General features: G+C 71.3%; 17 protein-coding genes. 6 read left to right on the top strand and 11 right to left on the bottom strand.

Annotation, left to right across the window (positions count from 1 at the left end; all coding sequences use genetic code 11):
- Positions 1-24 precede the first annotated feature (24 nt).
- The 3 genes from KYK13_RS04095 (at position 25) to KYK13_RS04085 (ending at position 1,425) form a co-directional block, all read left to right on the top strand.
- On the top strand, positions 25-378 hold the full coding sequence (locus KYK13_RS04095) for a hypothetical protein (RefSeq protein WP_223642123.1): 354 nt from the start codon (positions 25-27) through the stop codon (positions 376-378).
- A gap of 129 nt (positions 379-507) precedes the next feature.
- Positions 508-891 carry a hypothetical protein gene (locus KYK13_RS04090; protein WP_223642122.1) on the top strand — a complete coding sequence of 128 codons (384 nt, stop codon included), beginning with the start codon at positions 508-510 and terminating at the stop codon, positions 889-891.
- Between the two features lie 138 nt (positions 892-1,029).
- The gene (locus KYK13_RS04085; RefSeq protein WP_223642120.1) at positions 1,030-1,425 is read left to right on the top strand and encodes a hypothetical protein; all 396 of its coding nucleotides are present in this window, start codon (positions 1,030-1,032) and stop codon (positions 1,423-1,425) included.
- A 1-nt stretch (position 1,426) separates the two neighbouring features.
- On the opposite strand, the gene KYK13_RS04080 is transcribed toward KYK13_RS04085, so the two are convergent.
- The 5 genes from KYK13_RS04080 to KYK13_RS04060 all read right to left on the bottom strand — a co-directional run bounded on the left by KYK13_RS04080 (position 1,427) and on the right by KYK13_RS04060 (position 11,499).
- Positions 1,427-4,975: a serine/threonine-protein kinase gene (locus KYK13_RS04080; RefSeq protein WP_223642118.1), complete on the bottom strand. Its 3,549-nt coding sequence runs from the start codon at positions 4,973-4,975 to the stop codon at positions 1,427-1,429.
- 126 nt (positions 4,976-5,101) lie between these two features.
- Positions 5,102-8,287 carry a DUF4215 domain-containing protein gene (locus tag KYK13_RS04075; RefSeq protein ID WP_223642115.1) on the bottom strand — a complete coding sequence of 1,062 codons (3,186 nt, stop codon included), beginning with the start codon at positions 8,285-8,287 and terminating at the stop codon, positions 5,102-5,104.
- Between the two features lie 57 nt (positions 8,288-8,344).
- Positions 8,345-10,114, bottom strand: a complete 1,770-nt coding sequence (locus KYK13_RS04070; protein ID WP_223642114.1) for an OmpA family protein — start codon at positions 10,112-10,114, stop codon at positions 8,345-8,347.
- 196 nt (positions 10,115-10,310) lie between these two features.
- Positions 10,311-10,727: a nucleoside diphosphate kinase regulator gene (rnk, locus tag KYK13_RS04065; RefSeq protein ID WP_223646514.1), complete on the bottom strand. Its 417-nt coding sequence runs from the start codon at positions 10,725-10,727 to the stop codon at positions 10,311-10,313.
- A 235-nt stretch (positions 10,728-10,962) separates the two neighbouring features.
- Positions 10,963-11,499 carry a hypothetical protein gene (locus tag KYK13_RS04060; protein WP_223642112.1) on the bottom strand — a complete coding sequence of 179 codons (537 nt, stop codon included), beginning with the start codon at positions 11,497-11,499 and terminating at the stop codon, positions 10,963-10,965.
- 213 nt (positions 11,500-11,712) lie between these two features.
- Between KYK13_RS04060 and opgC the strand changes: the two genes are divergently transcribed.
- Positions 11,713-12,813: an OpgC domain-containing protein gene (gene opgC, locus KYK13_RS04055; RefSeq protein ID WP_223642110.1), complete on the top strand. Its 1,101-nt coding sequence runs from the start codon at positions 11,713-11,715 to the stop codon at positions 12,811-12,813.
- Between the two features lies 1 nt (position 12,814).
- Here opgC and KYK13_RS04050 read toward each other — a convergent pair whose 3' ends face one another.
- The 4 genes from KYK13_RS04050 to KYK13_RS04035 form a co-directional block, all read right to left on the bottom strand.
- Positions 12,815-13,891, bottom strand: a complete 1,077-nt coding sequence (locus tag KYK13_RS04050) for a nitronate monooxygenase family protein (RefSeq protein WP_223642108.1) — start codon at positions 13,889-13,891, stop codon at positions 12,815-12,817.
- Between the two features lie 379 nt (positions 13,892-14,270).
- Positions 14,271-15,215, bottom strand: a complete 945-nt coding sequence (locus KYK13_RS04045) for a serine hydrolase (protein WP_223642107.1) — start codon at positions 15,213-15,215, stop codon at positions 14,271-14,273.
- Positions 15,216-15,227: 12 nt separating this feature from the next.
- Positions 15,228-16,430, bottom strand: coding sequence for a DUF819 domain-containing protein (locus tag KYK13_RS04040; protein ID WP_223642105.1), 1,203 nt, complete (start codon positions 16,428-16,430; stop codon positions 15,228-15,230).
- On the bottom strand, positions 16,427-17,446 hold the full coding sequence (locus KYK13_RS04035) for a dipeptide epimerase (protein WP_223642103.1): 1,020 nt from the start codon (positions 17,444-17,446) through the stop codon (positions 16,427-16,429). Before KYK13_RS04035 ends, KYK13_RS04040 begins: the two co-directional genes overlap by 4 nt.
- Positions 17,447-17,542: 96 nt before the next feature.
- Between KYK13_RS04035 and KYK13_RS04030 the strand changes: the two genes are divergently transcribed.
- Positions 17,543-18,937 (top strand): M20/M25/M40 family metallo-hydrolase, encoded by a 1,395-nt coding sequence (locus tag KYK13_RS04030; RefSeq protein WP_223642101.1) that lies wholly within the window; start codon positions 17,543-17,545, stop codon positions 18,935-18,937.
- A 55-nt stretch (positions 18,938-18,992) separates the two neighbouring features.
- Here the strand turns inward: KYK13_RS04030 and KYK13_RS04025 are convergent, their stop codons facing one another.
- A complete protein-coding gene (locus tag KYK13_RS04025; protein ID WP_223642099.1) occupies positions 18,993-19,970 on the bottom strand; it encodes a serine protease in 978 nt (325 codons plus the stop codon).
- Between the two features lie 71 nt (positions 19,971-20,041).
- Entirely contained in the window at positions 20,042-20,797 is a 756-nt protein-coding gene (locus KYK13_RS04020) for a class I SAM-dependent methyltransferase (protein WP_223642097.1), read from the bottom strand.
- Between the two features lie 244 nt (positions 20,798-21,041).
- On the opposite strand from KYK13_RS04020, the gene KYK13_RS04015 reads away from it, so the two are divergent.
- A complete protein-coding gene (locus KYK13_RS04015) occupies positions 21,042-22,076 on the top strand; it encodes a linear amide C-N hydrolase (protein ID WP_223642095.1) in 1,035 nt (344 codons plus the stop codon).

Raw genomic sequence — 22,076 nt, 5'->3', positions numbered from 1 at the left:
GCGTCTGCAAAGACCACGGGCACCATGGCCAACATCACCATTGACGTCTCGACGACCCCCGTCAGCTACTACCCCAGCCCCGATGTGAAGCACGGCGACACCGTGGTCTTCACGTTGGGCAGCGCGTTCAACGCCACCGCCACCGTGTCGTTCCCGCACGGCACCTGCCTCACCACGTCCGGTCCATACACGCTGGGAGGCGCCACGATGGCGACCTCGCCCCTGACCGTCGCGATGACGGCGGAGCGGCGCGTCTATGACTTCGACGTGGACTTCAACAACGGGCAGGAGTCCCAGGCTCGCAAGGGCCATGAGTGGGACCGGAAGAACGGCGGCATCGACGTGACCAGCGATCCGCCGGAGGAGCTCCGCCGGTAGTCGCCGGACACGTCAGCTCCCGGGCCATGACGTGCCATTGACGCGTCCGGGAGCACACGCCCGTGAAACATCCGGGCCGGTGTTCAAGACATGCGTGTTGGTACGGGTGCTGCAATGCTACGTGGCCCCATGTCCAACACCATCACCATCGACCTCTCCACGGTTCCCATCACCTACAGCCCCGGTCCGGAAGTGAAGCATGGCGACAAGGTCATCTTCTCGATGGGCAGCTACCCTCCCGCCTACACCGCCACCATCAAGTTCCCCGACGGGAACTGCCTCACCGTTTCCGCCACGAACCCGTACCCCTACCAGCTTGGAGGGACCCACGCGCTGGCGACCTCCCCGCTGACCGTGTCGATGACGGCGCTGAAGGGGGTCTACGCGTTCGACGCGACCATCGACGACGGGTCGGGCAACCGGAGCGAGGACAAGGTTGATCCGCTCAAGCTGGACCGGAAGAACGGCGGCATCGACGTGACCAGCGACCCGCCGGAGGAGCTCCGCCGGTAGTCACCGGACACGTCGGCCCCGGACCGTGACGTGCCATTGACGCGTCCGGGGACCGCAGCCCTGTTTCGCGGCCGTGAAACATCCGGCGGTGCTCACGGTCCGCGCGTTGGTCCAGGGACTGCAATGCGGTGCGGGACCATGGCCATCATCACCGTGACGATCTGGAAGGAACACTGCCCGGACGCTCCCTCCCCGCAAGCGCCCATCACCTACCACCCCAGCCCGGATGTGAAACACGGCGACAAGGTCGTCTTCCTGCTGAGGGGCTACAAGGCCGACACCGTCGCCACCGTCACCTTCCCCGACGCCGCGACCTCCCGCGCCTGCTTCACCGACCCTGGCCCGTTCGAGCTGAAGCCCTTCAGCCTGGTGCCCCCCCACCGGACGGTCTCCCCCCATGCGAGCAAGGGGCTCCACACCTTCGAGGTGAGCATCGAGACCCGCCCGCCCCAGGATGCCCATTCCCCGCCGGCGGACCGCAAGAACGGCGGCATCGATGTGAGCAGCGACCCACGGGGCGAGGTCCGCCCGTAGCTCAGGGCGTGGGTGCGCCGGCCACGGGTGCCTCTGACGGAGGACGCGGCCCGCCGCGAAGCGCGACCAGTCCGTCCCGCACCGCGCGCGCTTCGAGCCACCGGGGACGGGCCGCCACCACCGTGTCGGCCAGCTCCAGCCCACGCTTCAGCCCCTCCGTCGCGTCCTGCCCTTCGTGGATGCGCCACCGCGCCCACGCACCGTGGAGCTCCGCCGCCGCGAGCCGGTACTCCAGCCGCGGGTCGAGCTTCATCGCTTCATCGAATGACCGGGCCGCGAGCGTGAACGCGTCCTCCGCCACGCCGTGGCCCTGCGCCATCCAGCGCGCACGCACGCCAGAAGCCTCCGCCAGGTAACGCCAGACATTGCCCAGGCGCGGATTGAGCTCGCGGGCCCGGTTCAGCGCGGTCTCCGCCTTCGCCAGGTCCGCCGCCGGCTCTCCCGCTCGAGTCAGCGTCCATGCGGCGTGGCGCACCCAGGCCTTGCCCAGGTTCGCGAGCAGGTCCGCGTCGTCCGGCAGCCGCTTCAGCGCCTCCGTGTAGTCATCCACCGCGGCGCGCAGCGCGGCGCTGGGGTCCTCGCCCTTCGCGAGCTGGAGCTCCGCGCGGAAGACCTCCCACTCGCCCAGGTTGTTGAAGGCGAAGCCCTGCGTGGGCGCCAGGGCCCGGGCCTTCTCGAAGGACGCCTTCGCCTCGTCGAGCAGCGCCTTCGTGTCGCCGCCCTCCTCCGCGCGCAGCTCCGCCTGCCAGAACACCGCGGAGCCCAGCGCGTTGTGGAGCGCGGGCTGCTTCGCGTTGAGCGCCAGCCCCTGCCGGTACAGCGTCAAGGCGCGCTCCAGGTCCACGCTCACGTCCTCGCCCTTGAGATACCGCGCGCGGGCCAGCTGCTCCGCCACCTCCGCGCCGTTGAAGCACGCGCCGAAGTTGTCCGGGTTGAGGGACAGGGCCCGCGTCAGCGCGCTGTTCGCGCGGCGCAGGTCGCCGGTCGCGTCGGGTGCATTCGAGAGGTCCGCCCGCTTGCGGTAGGCGACGCCCAGGTTGATCCATGAGAACGGCTGCTGCTCGCTCAGCTGGAGCGCCGCCTGATACTCGGAGATGGCCTTGTCCAGGAGCGGCAGCGGGTCTCCGCCGCGCGCGGCCTCCGCGTCCGCCTGCCCCTGCCACGCGAGGCCCAGGTTGGCGTGGAACGCGTAGTCGCGGTCCTCGGGGCGCAGCTGTTCGAACGACGCAATCGCCAGCCGCAGCTGTTCGCGAGGGTCCGCCCCGTGCAACTGCTGATAGCGCGCCCACTGGCGATGCGTGAGGGCCCGCTCCAGCGGGATGCGCTCACTGGGCATGGCCACGGCCTCCGCGGTGCGCAGCGCGGCCAGGGACTTCTCCAGCAGCGCCTCCACGCCCTCTCCGCCCTGGTTCGTGCGCTGCTCCGCGAGCCGGCGGTGGAAGCGCGACACCAGCACCAGCGAGCGGGCGTGGTCCGGAGCGACAGCGAGCGCGTGCGACAGCGCCTCCAGGCCGCGCTCGTAATGCGGCAGCACGTTGCCCTCGCCGTACAGCTCCATCACCAGCGCGGCCAGCTCCAGCCGCCCCAGCACCGAGTGCACGACGGGCTGGCTCTCCGCCGTGGCGACGGCGGCGGCGTACGCCTCGCGGCTCAGCGCCAGGTCCGCCTGCGAGCCCGCCCGGTCCCCGCCGTTCCAGCGCCGCATGGAGCGCGCGAGCAGGATGTCGCCGCGCAGCAGCGGCGCCTCGTAGAACCACGGCGCCTGCGCGCCCGGCGCGTCCAGCAGCGCCAGCGCGTCCTCCGAGCGGTCCTCGTAGAAGGCGAACAGCGCCTTCACGAACGACGGCGGCGCGGGCACGTCCGGCCCCTCCGCCTGGCGCAGGTACGCGAGCGCCGGGTCGCGATAGCGCTCGTTCAGCTCCTTGAGCCGGGCCTCGCGCTGCGCGGGGGCTCGGCGCTCCACGTCCAGGAGCAGCTGCTCGCGGTAGAGGTGGCCCAGCACCTGCGCCAACGCCCACGCCACGCGGGGCTCGCGGTAGCCGTGCGCCCACGCGGCCTCCAGCTTCCCTCGCGCGCCGTCCAGGTCATCCAGCGCGAAGAGGGCCCGGCCCAGCGCGTACTCACCGGGGCCCACCGCCTGCGCGCCCCCGCGAGCAATCTCCGCCTCCAGCGCGGCCATGCTCGCGCGCAGCGCCTCGCGGTCCTTGCGCGTGTCGTGCAGGCGCGACAGGGCCGAGTAGCGCGCCGCGGACTCGATGCGCTCCACGCGCTCGGTGAAGGCGCGGGCCAGCCGCTCGCGCTCCTCCACCTCGCCGCGCGCGAGCTTCGCCTGGGTGAGCGCGCCGGCCACCACCGTCACCACCACGCCGCCCAGCGCCAGCGCCGCGCGGTGCTTGCGGACCTTCTTGCCCAGCCAGTAGCGCGCGCCATGGCGGGCCCGCACCGGCTCGCCGGAGAGGAAGCGCTCCAGGTCGTCGGTGAAGGAGCGCACGGAGTCGTAGCGGAGCGGCCGCTCCTTCTCCAGGCACTTGAGGACGACCGCCTCCAGGTCCTCCGGGATGTCCGGCTCCAGCGCGCGCGGACGCGGCGGCGGCTCCGCCTGGAGCTTCGCGAGCACCTCCTTCTCCGTGCCGCCGGTGAAGGGAGGCTGCCCGGTGAGCAGCGCATACAACGTCGCGCCCAGCGCGTAGACGTCCGCGCGGCGGTCCAGGCGGTGGCCCTCGCCCCGGGCCTGCTCGGGCGCCATGTAGTGCGGCGTACCCAGCACCGCGTTCGGGGTGGTGCTGTCCTCGCGCCAGTCCCGCGCGAGCCCGAAGTCCATCACGAACGGGAGGAAGCCTCCGTCCTCCGTGCGCTCCACCAGGATGTTGCCGGGCTTCAGGTCGCGGTGGACCAGCCCCACGCGGTGCGCGGCGTGCACGCCCTCCGCGGCCTGGCACAGCACCCAGACGCGCTGCTCCAGCGTGAGCGAGTTGGAGAGCAGCCCCAGCGACGGGCCCTCCACGTAGCGCATGGCGATGAAGGCGTGGCCGCGCACCTCGCCCACCTCGTAGACCTCGCACACGCGCTCGTGGCGCACGCGGGCCTGGGCGCGGGCCTCGGCCAGGAAGCGGCGGGCCAGCTCCGGGTCCCCGTCGCGCACGAACTTGAGGGCCACGTTGCGGCGCAGGAGCGGGTCATAGGCCAGGAACACCTGCCCCATGCCGCCCTGCCCCAGGAAGCGCACGGGCTCGTAGCGGTCCCAGCCGGGCACCGGGAAGGAGGGCACGCCCCCCACGGCCAGCGAGGACGGCACCGCCGTCGACAGCGTGGCGGCCTCCTGGATGGGGGCGTCGCCCCGGTCCGTGTAGCCGCGCGCCAGGTCCTGCCGCAAGAGGTCCAGGGTGTCCTCCGTCAGCCGGCCCCGTTCCTTCAGCAGCTCCAGGGGCCCGCGGTGCAGGCGGAGGGCCTCCTCGCGCAGGGCCGCCGCCTCCTCGGAGGACAGCAGCCCCTCGTCCAGCGCGAGCAGGACCTCCTCCTCGTACGACGTCTGATGACCAGCCCCGGGCACGGACGAAGCATACGGGGAAGGCCGTGAAACACGGGAGCGCCGCCGGAAGGGCGCCATGGGAGGGAGCGTGGGGGCGCTCCCGGGAGGGGAAAGGCCCACCCCTCCGGCGGGCTCCGCGAGACGACGCTATGCGGCCCGGCGCTGACGGCGGCGCAGCCCCGGCCCCCCCATCAGGCCCAGGAGGGCCAGCCAGGAGGCATCCGGCGCGGTGCTGCACCCGCCGCCCGCGAAGGCGCGCGTGGTCACCACCGTCCAGGTGTACTCGGCGGGGGTCTCATCCACGTTGCCGCTGCCATCCACCGCGCGGACGCGCAGGACATGGTCCCCGTTGCCGACGGTGTAGCTGTCCCGGCAGGGCCCCCAGGCGCCGCCGTCGAGGCTGCACTCGAACGTGGAGCCCTCCTCCGTGGAGGCGTACTCGAAGTCCGCCGTGCGGTTGGAGGTGGTGGGCTGCGGGCCCTTCACGATGGAGGTGTCCGGGGCCTGGTGGTCCGGCACCACGGTGTGCACCACGAAGGGGACCGCGGTGGACGGCGGGCTGGTGACGCCCGCGGGCGTCCGGGCCGTGGCCGTCACGGTGTGCGGGCCGTCCGTCAGCGGCGTCGTGGGGACGCAGCTCCAGTGGCCGGCCGCGTCCACGGCGGCGGTGCAGAGGACGGTGCTGCCCTCGCGCACCGTCACCGTCGCGCCGGGCTCGCCGGTGCCGGAGATGGCGGGCGTGGCGGTGGTCACCGTGGCGTTCGCCTCGGGGCCGGAGATGACCGGGGCCGGGATCTCCGTGTCCACGACGAAGGGGACGGCGGGGGACGGGAAGCTGGGGCTGCTCGTGGGCGTCTCGGCCGTGGCCGTCACGGAGTGGGGCCCATCCACCAGCGGCGTCGTGGGCGTGCAGGTCCAGTGGCCGCTCGCGTCGGTGGTGGCGGTGCAGACCACCTTGGTGCCCTCGCGCACCGTCACCGTCGAACCGGGCTCACCCGTGCCGGTGATGGGCGGCGTGCCCGTGGTCACCGTGGCGTTCGCCGTGGGGCCGGTGATGACCGGGGTCGGCGTCACGGGCGGGGGCTCCTCCGCCACGCACTTCTGGGAGACCGGGTCGCAGAACGCCTCGCAGACGTTGGGCGCGGTGCACGTCTGGCCCACCTCCAGCAGGCAGCGCGGCGAGCAGGTGTCGCCGCCCACCAGGTTGCCGTCGTCGCACACCTCGGCGCCCGCGCGGATGCCGTCGCCGCAGAGGGTGGCGCAGGTGCTGGGAGAACCGTTGCAGTGCCAGCCAGGCTCCTCGGCGCAGGTGGCGCTGCAGCCGTCGCCCGCCACCGTATTGCCGTCATCGCACTGCTCACCGGCCTCCCGCGTGCCGTTGCCGCAGGTGCTGAGGCACGCGGCGCCAGGGGCGGGGCAGCTGTAGCCCGGCTCCACGGCGCAGGTGGCGTCGCAGCCGTCGCCCGGCGTCGTATTGCCGTCGTCGCACGCCTCGGCGCCCGCGCGTTTGCCGTCGCCGCAGAGGGTGGCGCAGGCGCTGGGCTGACCCGAACAGCTGTAGCCGTCCTCCACGAGGCAGCTGGCGTTACAGCCGTCGCCGGACGCGTGGTTGCCGTCATCGCACGTCTCGTTCGGATCCACGGTGCCGTTGCCGCACGACTGGGCGCACACGGACGGCCCCGAGGACGGCGTGGAGCAGGCATAGCCGTCCTCCACGCGGCACTCGGTGGTGCAGCCGTCGCCGGACGTGAGGTTGCCGTCGTCGCACAGCTCGCCCGGGTCCACGGTGCCGTTGCCGCACGTCTTCGCGCAGGGCTGGCCCGGCGTGGCGCACGCATAGCCCAGCTCCAGGGTGCAGGCGTTGGAGCAGCCGTCGTTCATGTTCGTGTTGCCGTCGTCGCACAGCTCGCCGGGGTCGAGCACGCCGTTGCCGCACAGCGGGGCGCACGTGGACGGGGCGCCGGTGCAGGCGTAGCCCGTCTCGATGCGGCACGACGCGGAGCAGCCGTCGGAGCTGAAGACGTTGCCGTCATCGCACTGCTCGCCCGGGTTGAGGACGCCGTTGCCGCAGGTGGCCACGCAGGCCTGGCCCGGCGTGGGGCAGGCGTAGCCGCTCTCCACGCGGCAGCTGGCGTTGCAGCCGTCACCGTTGGTGGTGTTGCCGTCGTCGCACTGCTCGCCGGGGTTCAGGTTGCCGTTGCCGCAGGTCCTGGCGCAGGTGCTGGGCGCGCCGGCGCACCCGTAGCCGGCCTCGATGCCGCAGGTGGCGCTGCAGCCGTCGCCGTTGGCGGTGTTGCCGTCGTCGCACTCCTCGCGCGGGGAGATGGCGCCGTCACCGCAGCGGTCGTCGTAGGCGTCCACGAAGAGGTAGCGGAAGGCGTTCGGCGGGCTGGCCTCGTTCTCGTTGCACAGCTCGATGCGGTTGAGGCCCGGGTGCCAGGCCGCGGTGGTGCCGAACTCGCGGAAGATGTTCTTCTGCCAGGGCTGGCCCGGGGGCTCGCTCACGGTGACAGGCGTGATGGCCACGCCGTTCACCTTCGCGCCGTCGAAGTCGTTATCGTTGAAGGTCGCCAGGCGCAGGCGGAACTGGGCGATGTTGGTGGTCGAGGGGATGAGGAAGTCCTGGTACACGCACGTCTGCGCGCTCTTGGGCGACATGAAGCGCGCGGTCTGCATCTCCAGCGGCCAGTCGTTCGCGTTGCGCACGCCGGTGTCCGCGCCGGTGGTGGTGCCGGCGTAGAACCAGTGCGGATCCACTCCGCCCAGGGGCAGACGCCGGTTCTGCGCGTCCACGCCGGTGTTGAACACCGCCACACCCGCCCGCACGCAGCGGCTGGGGCTGCCCGTGCAGGCGAAGCCGGGCTCCACCTCGCACTGACGGCTGCAGCCGTCGCCCTCGAAGCGGTTGCCGTCGTCACAGATCTCCTGCGCGAAGGACGGGTACTGGCGGTTGTCGAACACGCCGTTGCCACACAGCGCCAGGTCACACGTGGCCGTACAGCCGTTGCCGGGCGTGGCGCCGTTGTCACACAGCTCGCCGGATTCGGCGGTGCCGTTTCCGCACAGGCTCGCCAGCGAGCACGCGTTGCCGGGAACATTGCACAGGTAGCCCGCCTCCACCTTCCCGGTGGACGAGCAGCCGTCGCCGCTCACGGTGTTGCCGTCGTCGCACTCCTCGCCGGGCTGGAGCCGCCCGTCGCCCATCAGGGTGGAAGCCTGGCTCGTGAGCACGGGTTCTTCGGAAGCCGCGGGCCGCGAGCCGCCCGACTCGCAACCGGCGAGGAGGAACAGCGAACACAGGGCCAGGGCGTGGATGCCCGCGCGCAGGGCCATGCGGGGTGAATCTCCCCGGAGGGAATTCATCAGGGTCGTGAACATGAACGGTCTGCCTTACTTCGAAGGAGTGCCAGGGGAAGTGGAGGAGGCCGGCGTGACCTGCACGCCCTCGGCCTCTCCGACGATCTTGAACTCGACGCGGCGGTTCTTCGCGCGTCCGTCCGCCTTCGCGTTGTCCGCGATGGGCTGCGTGGGCCCGAAGCCCTTCGCCTCCAACCGCTCGCGCTGCACGGCCTTGCCCACCAGGTAGTCCACCACCGCCTCGGCGCGCCGCTGGGACAGGTCCAGGTTGTACGCGGCCTTGCCGGTGTTGTCGGTGTGGCCCTCCACGCGGACCTTCTCGATGTCCGGATGGGACACGAGGATGGACGCGACCTTGTCGAGCACCGCGTGGCTGCGCTTCTGGATGACGGCCTTGTTGTTCTCGAAGAACACGGCCTCCAGGATGCGGATGCTGCCGGAGTCGATGCGCGCGATTGGCGCCTCCTTGCAGCCGCCGTTGGCCTCGGTGCCCGGCTCGTCCGGGCAGTTGTCCAGGCGGTCCACGATGCCGTCGCCGTCACGGTCCGGCTCCACGTCCGGGCAGCCGTCCTTGTCCTTGTAGCCGTTGAACGTCTCCGGCTCGTGGGGGCACTGGTCCTTGGAGTCCACGATGCCGTCCCCGTCGGAGTCGGGGTCGTCCGGGCAGCCGTCCTCGTCCTCGAAGCCGTTCTTGTTCTCCGGCTGCGTGGGGCACTTGTCCGCCAGGTTGGGGATGCCGTCCTGGTCGTCGTCCTTGTCCGGGCAGCCCTGCAGCTGCGCCAGGCCGGGCGTCGTCGGGCACTGGTCGTCGCGGTTCTTCACGCCGTCGCCGTCGGCATCCAGGTCGGGGCACTCGGCGGCCACGTGGGGCTGGCCCGCGACACAGATGGGGCCCTTGGGCGCGGGGGGCGTGCCGAAGGACACACCCGCGAGCACGCGGAAGCGCGGCGTGCCCGGCGTCCGTCCAAAGCCCGGGCCACCCATGACGTACAGCTCGGTGCCGTCCGCGCTGGGGACGCGCAGGCCCAGCAGCGCCTCCAGCGAGCTGGGCGAGCTCTGCGTGGGAATGGTGCCGCGCACGAGCACCTCCTCCTTCAGGCCCCAGAGGCCGGCGGAGAGGTTGACGCCGCCGTTGAGCTCCACGCCCATCTCATCCAGGTAGGGCTGCGTCTGCGGCGTCAGCGCGTACGTCTTCGTGCGCACGAGCGCCCCGACGTCCGCGCCCACGCGGAAGGTGCCGCCCAGCTGCTTGCCGGCGCCCAGGCGCGGGGAGAAGGTGAAGCCCTCGTCGCGGGTGAGGGCGTCCTTGCTGCCCAGGGGCAGGGCCGCGCCCAGGTGCAGGCCCAGGTCCAACGGACCGCCCCGGTTCTCGGAGAGGAAGCCCACGCGGGCCTGGACCCACGGGGTGCCGAGCGCGCTGGTGGTGGGGCGGGTCACACCGACGCCCGTGGTCTCCGGGCCCCACTGGGCGACGATGGGCACCTGCGCGCCGAGCTCCAACCAGTTCGTGAGGGAGTACGCGCCGCTCACGATCGCCGTCACGCGGTTCGAGATGATGTCGGCCTGCCGCTCGCCGTTCTCCACGAAGACGAGGGGGCGGTTCTCGTATTCCGCGGTCAACCCGATGCGGAACTGGCCTGCGGGGAGCAGGTCTCCGGTGGACAGCACGAGGCTGTCACGCATGGCGGGGTTGAGCTGCAGGCGCTCCAGTTCGATGCCCGGGATGCTGCTCTGGGCCTGGGCGCTGAAGGCGCAGAGGACGGTCAGCCCTCCGAGCGCCAGGTGATGCCTTCGTGCGAACAAGCGTTCCTCCACATGCACTGGCCCCTCGTGAAGCGAAGGGCGCGCAGTGGATTGCACGTGGAAGGCCAGGGACTGTCCGCATCCCAACGGTAGGAAATGACTCGGGAATCCGGCGGGGCGTGCCGGGAGCCCCAGGGCCTGACGCGTCAGCGGGGAACGCGGACACGGCGCTGACGCGTCATGGGAGGACGCGGGCCTACAGGTGGAAGTGGCCGGCGGCCTCCGGCTGGTAGGGCACGGCGATGATGCGCAGGCGGCGGGTGCGGCCATTGGGGAGCGGCCACTCCACGGTCTGGCCCACGGTCAGGCCGATGAGGGCGCTGCCCACGGGGGCGAGGATGGAGATGCGGCCGGCCTCGCTGTTGGCGTCCTTGGGATAGACGAGGGTGATTTCGCGCGTCTCCCCGGCCTCTTCGTCTTCAAAGACGACGGTGCTGTTCATGGTGACGACGTCGCGGGGGATGGCGGACGAGGAGGTGACGACGGCGCGGGCGAGCTCGGACTCCAGCTGCTCCACGAGCTCCGCGTTGCGCGCGTTGCCGTACTGCTCGACGACGCGCTCCAGACGCTGGAGGTCGGTGTCGGTGATGATGAGGGGGTGGTCGTGGGTCATCAGGGTCATGGCAATGCCTCCAGCGTGGAAGGGGGGAATGGGGCGGCACGGGCTCCTGGGGGGAAACGCGCGGCGCGGGAATTCAGCGGGGTGGAGCGGACGCCGTCCGTCGTGAACTACGCGAGACGGGCGGCGTGGGTGACAAGCCAGGCGGTAGCTCGGCCGTGCGCGGGCAGCGTCCGGCGCACGGGAATCCGGCGCGGCGCGGGCTGCATGCAGGCTGTGAGCGAAACCGTCATCTGACGAGGGACCCGGGGGATTGCGAATGCGCTGAAGTGCTGAATGTAGCCGTGTGCCCCGTGATTGCAACCGGCCCCAGGTAAAGAGCAGTCTGGCGGACAGCCGCCGTGACGCACGGAGGCGTGGAATTGCTCAGCGCGGTGCTCCCCAGCGCCGCCGTGGCCAGCACGACGAAGGCCCGCGCGGCGTTCCCTCCCATCACCTCGGCGTACTGCTCGCCCACGATGCGCACCGCCGTCAGGGTCGCCGCGTTGCCCTTGGACACGGGCTCCGGCGACAACCACAAGCTCAGGGACAGGGCGCGCGTCCTGCGTCTCGTCCCCCACCGAGTCCAGCGCGATGGAGAAGGCCAGCGCGTGGGTCCGTGCTCCAGCAGGCGGAGACAGTCTGCGCAGAGCGACTTGCGCTTGCACCACCGGCCATAGGCCGCCGCCAGCAGACGCTGGGCCGCCTCCACCAGGTGCGTGGAGACAGGCGCGGCGCGAGCAAGCCGGGCGACCGAGTCCACGAAGACATCTGCATCCAGCGCCACCGGCCGGACGTCCCGTTGCGGTGTGTGAACGTGGACGGGGCCTCGGCCCGTGGTCAGTCACACGCTCCGGGACGATGCACAGCCGGCCCCGATGAGCAGCCTCCACGCGATGACGGCCGCGTGTGTCAGCCGGACAGTGACAGCGGAACAGCGCACGCGGTGAGGTTTACCCGGGACGCGGGGCTGTGGCATGGGTGAAGGGAGTCTACCGTCATGAAACGCCGCCCCGAGTTCGACAGCCTGCGCGGAGTGCTGCTCGTCTTGATGACGCTGACGCACCTGCCCACCCGGCTGAGCGTCATTGGCAATCAGCCGTTCGGCTTCGTGTCCGCCGCCGAGGGCTTCGTGTTCCTCTCCGCGTTCCTCGTGGGCGTGGTGCACGCGAAGAAGCCGGACACGGCCGCGGTGTTCAAGAGCCTCTGGAGCCGCGCCCTCAAGGTGTACGGCTACCACGTGGCCCTGCTCGGCTTCGCGTTCACCATCATCGCCGCGCTGGGCGTCGCCGCGCGCAGGCCCGCGATCCACAACCTGCTCGGCTTCTTCCACCAGGACCCGTTCACCGCGCTGTGGAGCAGCCTGTTCCTCCTCTACTGTCCCCCGCTGCTCGACATCCTTCCGCTGTACGTCGTGCTCCTGTTGCTCACCCCCGCCGTGCTGGTCGGGGCGCGCAAGGAGGGCTGGTCCCGGGTGCTGGGGCTCAGCGCCCTCATCTGGGTCTGGGCGCAGGTGGGGCTCAAGCGCGCGCTGTATGATCTGCTCGCCGCCATCCCCGTGCTGCCGTGGCCGCCGTTGAGCATCGACCTTTCGGGCGCGTTCGACCTGTTCGCGTGGCAGTTCCTCTGGGTCCTTGGCGTGTGGCTGGGCGTCGCGCGCGCCACCGCGCCGGAGCAGCGCGAGCCCGTGTCCCGCCGGCTCCTCACGGGCGCCATCGTCGTCAGCCTGGGGTTCTTCGTCATGCGGCACCTCGACGTGGACCTGGGCGCCGCCGCCGTGCTGTTCGACAAGTGGTCGCTCGCGCCGCTGCGGCTCTTGAACTTCCTGGCCGTGGCGCTGCTCGCCAGCTGGCTCGCGCCCAAGCTGTACCAGTGGCTGCGGCCCAAGGTGCTGGAGGCGCTGGGGCAGGCGTCGCTGCCCGTGTTCGCCGTGCACGTGGTGCTGTGCCTGCTCAGCCTGTCGCTGCTGGACGAGAACGAAGACCCGCTGGACTACTGGGATGAGGCCGCGGTCCTCGTGGCCACGTTCTGCAGCATGTACTTCGTGGCGCTGCGCCAGCGAATCGCGGGCCGGAGCATGGGCCCGCCCTCGCCATCCTGAGTCAGCCGCGCACGGCGGACAGCGCGGCGTCGGTCTCCGCCACCAGCGCCCGCACCAGGTCCGCCGCCGGGACCTCTCGCGACAGCCCGATGCCCTGCCCTGCCCACAGGGCCATGAAGCGGGTGTCGTTCTGCTTCGACGACGCGGCCCTCAGCGTGCGAGTGGCCCCGTGTTGCTGCGGGAACGGCAGGATGGCGCCGGACGCATCCAGCGTGGTCGTGAGCTCGTTGGGAATGGCCCGGGCCGGGCGCCCGGAGAAGGCGCGGGTGATGCGGGACGACTCATCCCGGGCCTCGCGCAGCAATGCCTTGTGGGCCGCCGCCGCGCTCGACTCCTGGCACCGCAGGAACGCCGTCCCCAGCTGCACGGCCGCCGCGCCGAGCATCCGGGCCGCCGCGATGCCGCGTCCATCCATGATGCCGCCGCTGGCGATGACCGCCACCCGCACGGCGTCCACCATCTGCGGCACGAGCGCCATCGTCCCCACCATGCCCGCATCGAATGATCCGCCGAAGGAACCCCGGTGGCCACCCGCCTCGGAGCCCTGCGCGACAATCGCATCCACGCCCGCAGCCTCCAGCGCCTGGGCCTCGCGCACATTCGTCGCCGTGCCCACGATGAGGATTCCGCGCGACCGGAACGCGTCCAGCACCGGCGCGGGTGGAATGCCGAAGGTGAAGCTGAACACGGTGGGCGCCGCATCGAGCACCGCCTCCACCTGCTTCGCGAAGTCCGGCATCGCGGCCGCCGGAATCACGGGAGGAGGCAGCCCCAGCGCCGCATGGAAGCGCTCGAGGATGGCGAGCGTGGCCTTGGGGTCCGCCGGAGGCACGGCGGGCTGTGGCGCGAAGAGGTTGATGGCATAGGGCCGCGAGGTGAGGGAGCGGACCGCGCGGGCCTGCTGGACAATGTCCTCCGGCTGCACGTAGGCGGCGCCCAGTGAACCCAGGCCTCCTGCTTCGGACACCGCCGCGACCAGCTCCGGCGGCGTCAGGCCTCCTGCCATCGGCGCCTGGATGATCGAGTGCTCGACCCCGAGCCGCTCCGCGAACCTGCGCCACGCCTGCGAATCCATCATGGCCAAGCCTCCCGTGATTCACCTCGGATAGCCCTAACAGCCCAGACTCCCCCTGGCGCCCCGCGCGGGACGGAACCATCAGTCCTGCTTTCACGCTCCATGCCAGGACACGGGGCGCATCGGCCGCCCCCTCCCGCCCGGCCTTGCAAAACCTGTCCGACAGTCGGACAGGTTTCCCCAGGGCCCAACCGGTCCGACTGTCCGACAGGTTCCCGTGCCGCCCCAACCGGTCCGACTGTCCGACAGGTTCCCGTGGCCCGGACTTGTCCGACTGTCGGACAGGTTTTCGCGGTGCGCCGCCGACGGGGAGCCTCTACGCGGTTCTCAGCCTCTCAATCCCTGCGGCCGGGCTGCATGTCCGGCGGCGTCTTTCCATCCCTCATTCGCAGTCGTAGTCCGGCGCGGGCGCACCGGGCTCCAGCACCACGGGCGCCGGGCCACCAGCCCGGGCCAGCGCATCACCGCAATCCAGCGCCGCGTCCTTCGCCAGGTGCCGGTAGAGGACACAGGACGCGCGCTCCACGAAGAACGCCTGCTTCGGCCAGTCCGGTCCTCGCGAGGCCAGGATGGCCACCGCGTACCGTCCACCATCCGGCAGCGTCACCAGCCCCACTTCGTTGAGCACGTTGTAGCGCGCGTCATCACCACAGCAGCCCGGCGGCAGCCACCCGCCCTTGTGCTGGAGCGACGCACGGGTGCTCGCGGGCAGGCGCGTCCCCAGCCAACCGCCACAACCTTCGCGCGGCGTCAGCTCCATCCACCTCAGCAGCCGCGCCGTGGGCCCTGGCGCCAACACCTCCCGCCGGTCCAACCGCCCCAGGAACGACACCATGTCATCCGCGCAGAAGTAGTTGTCCCGCCCCATCACGCGCGGCGAGTTCGTCGCCCAGCGCTCCCGGCCGTAATTCCACTTCGTCAGCGCCGTGTGCCCCAGGCCCAGGCCGCGAAGATAGACGTTGATGGCATCCGGCCCGCCCACCAGGTCAATCACCTCGCCCGAGGCCTCGTTGTCCGACGTGCGGAACACCTTCTCCGCGAGCGGCTCCACCGTCGCCATCTCCCGCTGGCTCAACGCCGCCGCCACCCAGAGCACCTTCGCGGAGCTGGCGGAGATGTGCGGCTCCAGGCCGGAGACACTCGCCCTCTCCCCCGTGCGCAGGTCCATCACCGCGAGCGACAGGTCCGTCCCGGGAGACAATCGAGGGGCCTCGCTCGCCAGCGACTCCACCACCGTCTTCAGGGACTCACGCGGCGCGCTCGGCTCCGGTGCCGTCGCGCAGCCGCCCATCACCAGCAGGCCCGTCCAGAGCAGCACCGTCCGCATCCGCGACTCCCTTCAATGAATCAGCCGGTGCACCTGCTCCAGCATCAGCGCCGTCACCAGGCCACAGTAGGTGCCCAACACGTATCCCAGCACCGCCAGCAGCACGCCCACCGGCGCGAGCGCGGGATGGAAGGCCGCCGCCATCACGGACGCGGACGCCGTCCCGCCCACGTTCGCCTGCGAGCCCACCGCCGCGAAGAACACCGGCGCCTTCAGCCACCGCCGCACGCCCATCGTCACCGCCGCGTGGATGCACATCCACACCGCCCCCACCGCCACCAGCGCGGGCGCGTCCCACAGCCGCCGGAACTCCGCCTGCGCGCCAATCGTCGCCACCAGCAGGTAGAGGAACAGCGAGCCCACGCGGCTCGCTCCCGCGCCCTCCAGCCTGCGCACCGGCGTGAACGACAGCACCACGCCCACCGTCGTCACCAGCAGCACCACCCACGTGAAGCCCGTCACCACGTTGCCCAGGTCCGGCAGCCGCTTCGCCAGCGCTGTGCACACCACGGTCACGCCGAAGGCCACCGCCAACATCGACAGCAGGTCGGACAGGCTCGCGGGCCGGGCGGACGCCGCTTGAATGCGCGCGGACTCCTCGCGCACGTGGTCCAGCGCCGTCCGGTCCGCGCCGATGCTCGCGTCCATCGCCTTCTCCCGCCCGGCGAAGGACAACAGCACCGCCGTCCACACGTTGGACACGCCCACGTCCACCACCACCAGCATGCTCAACGTGCTGTCCAGCGCCCCCACGCTCTGGCCAATGGCCACGAAGTTCGCGCTACCGCCAATCCACGACCCGCTGAGCGCCGCCAATCCCTTCCACGCCTGGTCTCCCAGCTCCGCCGGCACCAGCCACCCCAGCGCCAGATACGCGAGCGGCCCGCCCACCATGATGCCCACCGAGCCCGCCAGGAACACGCCCACCGCGTTGCGCCCCAGCCGCGCGATGGCGGGCAGGTCCACCGACAGCACCAGCAACACCAGGCTCGCGGGCAGCAGGTACACGCGCGTGAAGCGGTACAGCTCCGACTGCGTGGGGATGACGCCCGTGTTCGACAGCAGCGTCGGCACGAAGTACGCGAACACCAGCAGCGGCACGACGTTGAAGAACCGCTCCACCGCCGCGAAGCGCTGCGACGCATACAGCCCCGCCAGCACCGCGAGCAGCACGGCGAGCACCGCCATGGGGTCCTGGATGAGCGGCGGCGTCACCGGGGCTCCACGCCCAGGCCCGCGCCCGCTCCCAGCTGGATGCGCCCCTTCACCACCGGATGCGCCCGGTACGGGTCCTCCGCGAGCAGCAGGTTGCCGTCCAGGTCCACCCAATCCACCAGCGGCGCCAGGTGCGCGCCCGCCGCGATGCCCAGCCCCGTCTCCACCATGCAGCCCAGCATCACCTTCAGGCCACACGCGCGCGCCGTCTCGATGATGCGCAGCGCCTCGCGGATGCCGCCGCTCTTCTGGAGCTTCACGTTGATGCCGTGAAAGCCCTCCGCCAGCTTCGGCACGTCCGCTGCCTTCGTCAGCGACTCGTCCGCCACCAGCGGCAGCGGCGAGCGCGCGCGCAGCCACTTCGCGCCCTCCACGTCCGCCGCGGGCAGCGGCTGCTCCACCAACTCCACGCCCTGCGAGGACAACCACTGGATGTGCGCCAGCGCCTCGTCCGGCTTCCAGGCTTCGTTCGCGTCCACGCGGAGGGTCTGCTTCGTGAGCGAACGCACCGCGCCGAACACCTCCTGCACGCGGTCCACGCCCAGCTTCACCTTCAGCACCGGGAAGTCCGCCGCCTCGCGGACCTTCACCGCGAGCGTCTCCGGCACGTCGATGCCAATGGACATGGACGTCACCGGCTGCCGCGTGGGGTCCACCCCCAGCATCCGGTACAGCGGCACGCCCATCACCTTGCCCGCCCAGTCATGCAGCGCCAGGTCCACCGCCGCCTTCGCCGCGGGGTTGTCCGGCAGCGCCGCGTCCACGGCCTCGGACACGTCGCGGAAGTAGCGCAGGTCGCGGCCCTCCAGCACGGGGGCCAACTTGTGGAGCGCGGCCTCCACCGACTCCCAGGACTCGCCGTAGCGCACGTTGGGCGCGGCCTCGCCGTAGCCCACGTGTCCCTCCGCGCGCACCTCCACGAACACGTTGCGCTTCACCGTGCTCGTGCCCCGGGCAATGGTCCAGGCGTGACGCAGCGGCAGCTCCACGGTGCGAAAGCTCAACGGCGAGGCCATGGCGGAATCCCTCCAGGGCTCCACCCTTAACACGGCACTCCCTGCAAACACCGCTTCCGTTGCCTTCCAGGGCCCGAAGGCGCGAGCCTCCCGTGCATGCGTCTCCTGCTCTTCGTCATCGCATTGTTCGCGCTGGGTCCAAGCCACGCCGCGTCATCACGTCCCGCGCCGAAGGATGAGCTGCGGACGCTGCTCGCGGAGCTCGTCGCCGCGGACACCTCCAACCCGCCCGGCAACGAAACGGCGGCGGCCCGGGTGGCGGAGAAGTGGCTGCGCGAGGCGGGCCTCGAACCGGAGCTCATCGAACCGTCGCCCGGTCGCGGCAACCTGCTGGTGCGCCTGAAGGGCAGCGGCAAGGGGCGGCCGGTGCTCGTGCTCGCGCACCTGGACACGGTGCCCGCCACAAAGGCCGAGTGGGCCACCGACCCGTGGACGCTCACGGAGAAGGACGGACTGCTCTACGGCCGCGGCGTGCAGGACAACAAGGGCATGGCGGCGGCGAGCATCCTCGCGCTGCGCCGGCTGAAGCAGGAGGGCGGCACGCGCTCGCGCGACATCCTCCTGTACCTGGGCGCGGACGAGGAGGTGGGCTCCGGACAGGGACTGGACTGGATGCTGGAGCACCGTCCGGAGCTGAAGGAGGCGGAGCTCGCGCTCAACGAGGGCGGCCTCACGGAGCTGTCGCCGGACCGCAAGGAGGTGCGCTTCGTGGCGCTCCAGGCCGCGGAGCGCGTGTCCCGCAACGTGACGCTCAAGGCCTCGGGCCCCGGAGGCCACTCCTCCGCGCCGCCCGTGGACGCGGGCCCCCTGGTGCGGGTGGCCGCGGCGGTGGCGCGCGTGGGCGCCCTCACCTTCCCCGCGCACCTGACACCCGCCGCCCGGCTCCACGTGCAGGGCCGCGCCCAGGCGACCCCTGGAGAACTGGGTGAAGCGCTGCGCCGCATCGCCGCCGCGCCGGACGCGCCGCCCGAGGACGCGGTGGCCGCCGTGGCCCGGCTTGAGCCCGCGCTGGGCGCCGTGCTGCGCACCACCTGCGTGCCCACGGTGTTCAACGCGGGCACGAAGTCCAACGTCATCCCCGCCACCGCCGAGGCCACCGTGAACTGCCGCCTGCTGCCGGACGCGGACCCGGTGGCCGTGCGCGAGCGCATCATCGCGGCCGTGAACGACCCGGGCGTCCAGGTGGAGATGGACGTGTCGCCGCCGGACTCGCCCATGTCGCCCGTGGGGGACAACGCCATGTTCCGCGCGGTGAAGGCCGCCGCCGCGAAGGTGTGGCCGAAGGCGCCGGTGATTCCTCGCATGTCCACCGGCACCACGGAGTCCGCCACGCTGCGCCGCGCGGGCATCCACGCGTATGGCATCGACCTCTTCGCGCTCACTCCGGATGACGCGCGCACCGCGCACGCGCCCAACGAGCGCGTCCCGGCGGCGTCCCTCCAGCCCGGCGCGGAGTTCGTCTACCTCACCCTGAAGCACCTGACGCGCTGACGCACCGGCCCCCGGAGGAAGCGGACGCGACGCCGCTCCCTCCAGGGCACACGCGCTACATGTCCTTCACGAGGTCGTACAGGCTGCCCGCCGTGTCGTAGCTGAAGTACGGGCCCTGCCATTTGTAGACGTGGGTCGGATCCGGGTTCCAGAACTGCCAGCTGTTGACCGAGTACAGGTACGCCCAGAACGTCTGCCCATAGCTCTCCAGCCACGGGCCGCCGCTGGCGCCGCCCGTCATGGAGCAGCTGATGGTGGGGAAGCCGCTCTCGTTCCAGGTGGTGCCCGCGCAGTAGAGCAGCTGCGAGCCGTTGTAGGGCGGATCCGCCGGGTAGCCGAACTGGTAGATGTACTGCCCGTACCCGATGCCCCACTTGATGCCCTGGCCGCCCACCGCGTCCACGATGCGCACGCCGTTGAGCGGGTTCATCACCGCCGCCGCCACGTCATAGGCGCGGTCCCCGTTGTTGATCCACCCGTTCTTCGACCACAGCTGATACGCGCTCCACACGCCGTAGGGCGAGCCCGCGTGGTACGCCGGCACGAAGACCCAGTTGGAATGCCAGCCGCGCCCCGCGCCACCGCCGTGCACGCAGTGGCCCGCGGTGAAGACCACCCGCTTGCCGTTGCTGTTCACCGTGCTGCCGGAACAGGAGAAGTTCCCACCCTGGTCGCCCGTGAAGAAGACCCGGCCGCTCATGGAGTGGATGTCCGCCGCCCCCATGGGCACGCCGCCCCGGGGCTCCGCGCCGTCCACCTGGCCCCACGCCTTGTCCTCCGGCGTGCGCCGCAGGCTGATGGGCGCCGTCCCCGACGTCGTCGGCACGTCCACGGGGACCGCCGCCGCCATGCGCTCCGGCGTCCAGTACGCGAGCACCGCGGCGATGTCCGACTGCGCCGCGAACGTCCGCGAGCCCGCGTTGTCCGTAGGGTCCGCCGACACGTCCGGCGCGGCCTGCGCCGCGCCCCCACCCACGATGAAGGCGACCATCGCCGCGGTGAAGGCGCCGCGGCATTTCAACCCGAAGTGCATGACTGCCTGCCTTTCCCATCCAACTGCGAGTGAAGGCAGGCAGACTAAAACCAACTTCTGACATCAACGCGTCAGGAGTTTGTGATTGCGTCCGGGCGGTATTCTTGAACCCAGACTTTCTCGAACCCCCAGGTGAAGAGCATCCACTGGTGAACATGGCCGCGGAAGCCTTCCGCCTGGATGGGACGGGTGACGGTGATGATGCGCGTGCCGGGGGCGCAGGTGCGCAGGTGGGCGACGAGCCGGGCCTTCGTCTCCGGGCTGAACGCCACCCAGTTGCAGAAGATGTGGGTCGCGTCCATCAGTGGCGCGCGGGTCATGTCGCCCACGGTGAGCGTGATGCCCGCGGGCTGGAGCCACGGCGCCACGCGCGCCACGTGGTCCGCGAGCAGCTCCACGCCATGCGCCCCGGCGCCCCACCAGCGCGCGGCGAGCAGCACGCGCCCGCGCCCCGCGCCCAGGTCCACCACCCGGCTGCCGCGCCCCACTCCCGCCTTCCTCAGGAACCACAGCGCTGTCACCAGCGGCGTCTCGCCATACATCAGCTCGCGGAAGGACTGGCCCGTGGTCTGGAGGACCCGCGCCATCTCGAAGGTGCGGCGCGCGCTGTAGGGCGTCCGCACGAGGCGCTGCCACCACAACCCCAGATAGGGCTTCATGAGCCCGGGACGCGGCAGGAGCAGCAGCAGGTCGGTGACGCGCAGCACGACCGCGATGACGATGCCCAGCAGTTGCAGCGACAGCCGCTCCAGGAACGGCAGCTCGTACGCGTCGAGCGCGTCGTCGTGGCGCGGCGGAGGCTCGGGAGGCGGCGCGGAGGCTGTCATGCGGCGCGGAGGCTGTCCGGATTCTGGACGCCACGCAATGCCCCGCGTCGGGCCAGGACGCCCCTGCCTCCCGTCCGGACGCGCGTGGAGACCCGCCGCGCCGGGCCTCCACGCAAATCTCCTGGAAACTGGCGGGTTGTCGGTTTGACGAGCTGCTGGTGCGCGCCGTGCAATGGCATCCCGGCACCGTGGAACGCTCCCACCGTCGTGGGAGGAATTGGCCGCCACGCAGTGAGGAACGCCCATGTGCACCGACTTCCTGATCACCGGCAATGACACCCGCGTCGACTCCGGGCCCATCGCCGTCAACGGCCGCAGCATGGAGTTCGGGCTGGACCTGAACTCGCAGTTGCTGGTCCACGCGGCGGGCGAGTCCTTCCAGTCCATGGCCCCCAACGGCAAACCCGGCCTGAGGTGGAAGTCCACGTATGGCTTCGTGGGCATCACCGCGCTCACGGACACGGTCATCGCGGACGGCCTCAACGCGCAGGGCCTGTCCGTGGGTGCGCTGTGGCTGCCGGGCTCCGCCTATCCCAAGGTGAGCCAGCCGGCGCAGGCGCTGGCGCTGGTGGACTTCGTGAGCTGGGCGCTGGGCACGTGCGGCTCCGTGGCGGACGTGCGGAACGCGCTGTCGAGCGGCAGCGTGCAGGTCTGGGAGGGCGACCTGCTGGCGAAGCTGCTCCCGCTGCACTTCCCCATCCACGACGCCAAGGGCAACAGCATCGTGGTGGAGTTCACCCACGGGCAGCTCCACGTCTACGAGAACCCCGTGGGCGTCTGCACCAACGACCCGCCCTTCCCGCTGCAGCTGGAGAACCTGGGCGGCTACGCCAACCTGACGCCCTGGGACGCGAAGCCCACGGAGCTGGGCTCCGGGTCGTTCGCGCCGGCCGGCCACGGCAGCGGCATGCGCGGCCTGCCGGGGGACTCGACGCCGCCCGCGCGCTTCGTGCGCGCCGCGTACCTCAAGCAGTACTCGCAGCCCCTCATCACGGCGGAGGACGCGACCACGCTCGCCTTCCACCTGCTCAACACCGTGGACATCCCGGCCGGGACCAGCCGCTCCACGAACAAGCTGGGCGAGGACGCGCTGGACTACACGCAGTGGGTCGTCGTGAAGGACCTGGTCGCGCTCACCCTGTCCGTGCGCTTCTACGGCAACCCTTTGGTGTACTCGGTGAACCTGAACACGCTCGACTTCGGCGGCGCCGCCGGGAAGCCCTTCTCCGTGCCGGCCTCGCCCACCAGCATCGACGTCACCTCGAAGCTGGCGAGCTGA

The organism is Corallococcus sp. EGB, from assembly GCF_019968905.1.
GTDB lineage: Bacteria > Myxococcota > Myxococcia > Myxococcales > Myxococcaceae > Corallococcus.
Note: the sequence above shows the minus strand (reverse complement) of the source record. Positions and strands in the feature narration are given on the sequence as shown.